Annotated in this window: 2 protein-coding genes; both read left to right on the top strand. The window is 39.9% G+C overall.

Translation table 11 applies throughout. From position 1 onward, the window contains the following. The first annotated feature begins 110 nt into the window (after positions 1-110). Positions 111-776 (top strand): TrsD/TraD family conjugative transfer protein, encoded by a 666-nt coding sequence (gene trsD / locus QI30_RS19655; protein ID WP_126992140.1) that lies wholly within the window; start codon positions 111-113, stop codon positions 774-776. An 11-nt stretch (positions 777-787) separates the two neighbouring features. Further along, positions 788-2,495, top strand: a 1,708-nt coding sequence (locus QI30_RS19650) for a VirB4 family type IV secretion system protein (RefSeq protein ID WP_126992139.1), incomplete at its 3' end; no start/stop codon positions are given.

The raw sequence follows: 2,495 nt of genomic DNA, 5'->3' as shown, positions 1-2,495 counted from the left end.
TATTCGTTTTCAGGATTATGTAAAGTTACGCAATCAATTTACGAGTAGACAAAAGCTCTTTTATATACGGAAGAAACAGAATCGCTTTTTAAAGTAAGGCGGTGATTAGTTTGTGGGAAAAGTTGTTCGGTCCTAAGAAAAAGCCAATAGACGATTATGTATTTGATGATGAGCCGAAAACGCTCGATAAAGGTAAGCAGAGCCTACAGGATATGTCGCTCATTGAAGCACAGTACAATGATTTTCTCGTGACAAAACGAGGCTATTTAGTCGTATTGCTGAAAGTGACGGGGATTAATTTAGATTTACTCACAACGACCGAGCAAGAGGATGTTTTTGATGAGTTTAACGCCTTTTTGATGTCGACACTCGGTGAAAATAGTGAGGAAGTGCAGCAGTACCTTGATATTACGATGCCTGTTGATTTTAGTGAGTATATTTTGTTTTGGCAGCATCGTTATTTAACGGTACTAGAGGAGGAGCCTGAAAATGAAGCAAAGCTAGCCCTCATTGCGAGTTATGTCGATACATTTTCTGGCGTTGCGTCTTCACAGGAAATGACGACAAAGACACATATTGTCGTACTGCATGAAAAAATACCGAAAAAGCATTTAGCGTCACTGGAGCAGACAGCGATCCATTTAGAAGAAAAGGTGCTACTTTTTATTCGGCAATTAGAAAATGCACTGAGTACGTATGATGTAGAGGCTCGGCAGCTAACAGCAAAGGAGTGTCGTGAGGTGTTACAGCACTTACTCAATTTCTCCAATCACTAGGAGGTGAGGGCATGTTTAAACGACGACAGCAGCCACACGTGGAAAAGGAACAAGCACTTAGTGACGTACTGGATGGGTCGAGCTTAGATATGATTTATCCATTTTCATGGGAGGAATGTGCCGACCATATTGAGTCGGGTGATAATTTTATTCGTGTCATAGCGATTATTGATTACCCAAAGAGTCGTTACGGCAACTGGTTATCAGAGCTGAAACGTAAAAAGGGCAACATTACGATTGTACAATTTTTAGAATCATCCAATTCGACGAAAATGGTTGAGCACTATAATAAGACGATTAAAAACAAACAGGCTGAGGTATTGAAGACGTTTGATCCACTGAAAAAACGTCAGCTAGAAAAGCAGGTTGAAGCAGCTGAGCATCAATTGATGAAGTTTCTTGAAAATGAGTCGAGCTACATTTATCAGTACACGTATATTTATTTGCAGGCGAAGTCGCTAGATGAATTAAATGCGCTGAGTGATTCCGTTCATAATACGCTCGTGAAATTGCAGCTAAAGGCAATGACACCGATTAAGGCGATGTACCAAACGTTTTGGAGTGCGATGCCAATTTTAGAAAATCTACTGGGAGATTACACGTATAAGCAGTCCAATACAGAGGCAGCGAGTAGTATGTTTCCGTTTGATGATGCCGAAATTTTAACGATTAACCCACGCAGTGATGTAGAAGGCGTGAACAAAGATACGGGTAGTTTAATTGCCATTGATTATTTGGACCGTAAAAACACGCTTAATCAAAATATGGTCGTCATTGGGACGAGTGGTGTCGGTAAGACCACTTATATGGTGCAGAAGATTTTACGTTATTTTGCTCGGGGCGTGAAGGTGTTTATTATCGATCCTGAAAATGAATACACGAACATCGTCGAGCATTTAGGTGGAACAGTTGTCCATTTAAGCAGTAATTCGAGTACAAAAATTAACCCATTAGAAGTGTTTTCCGAGCAAGTCATGGACGAGGGACCTGTTGATTTGGATATGGTTTTAAAAGATAAAATTCAGCGTCTTCTTGGTTTCTTTCAAGTATTGAAGCAGGATATTACGCAGGTGGAAAAGGCGATTTTAGATGCTGTGTTACGTGAAGTGTACCGTGATGCAGGGATTTTGAAATATACGAGCTTCCTTGAGATTCCCAGCACAGCATATCCGATTTTATCGGATGTCTATGAGGCAATTGCAGCTTTAAAGGCGCGTGACGCTGACCGGTACGCACGGATTGAGGATTTTCATTATATTTTGGAGAGCTATGTGAATGGTAGTAAAACGATTTTTAATGGGCATACGAATATTAATTTACAAAGTGACCTTTTATCGTTTGATTTAAAGTCCTTGCAAAATGAGGCTGATGTACAAGGGGCAGCGTATTTAAATACGTTTAGTTATTTATGGGATAACATTACGGAAAATACAAGTGAAAATGTGAAGCTGTTTGTTGATGAGTTTCATTTTTTAACACAAAATCCAGATGCAGCGAGTTTCTTTTACCAGGCATATAAACGATTTCGAAAGTACAATGCAGGGGCAATTGCCGGTACGCAACAAATTCAAGATGTGCTCGATGGGAAGATGGCCAATGGTCAAAATGTTGGTGAGGCTGTCATTGGGAACAGTTATACGAAAGTCTTTTTTGGTCTAGATAATAAGGGCGTAGATGATATTACCGAAAAGCTACGCATGRCCTTTAGTGAAAAGGAAA

It is taken from the genome of Candidatus Kurthia intestinigallinarum (assembly GCF_003991225.1).
GTDB lineage: Bacteria > Bacillota > Bacilli > Bacillales_A > Planococcaceae > Kurthia > Kurthia populi.
The sequence above is the reverse complement of the archived record's forward strand: the minus strand, read 5'-3'. Positions and strand labels throughout refer to the sequence as shown.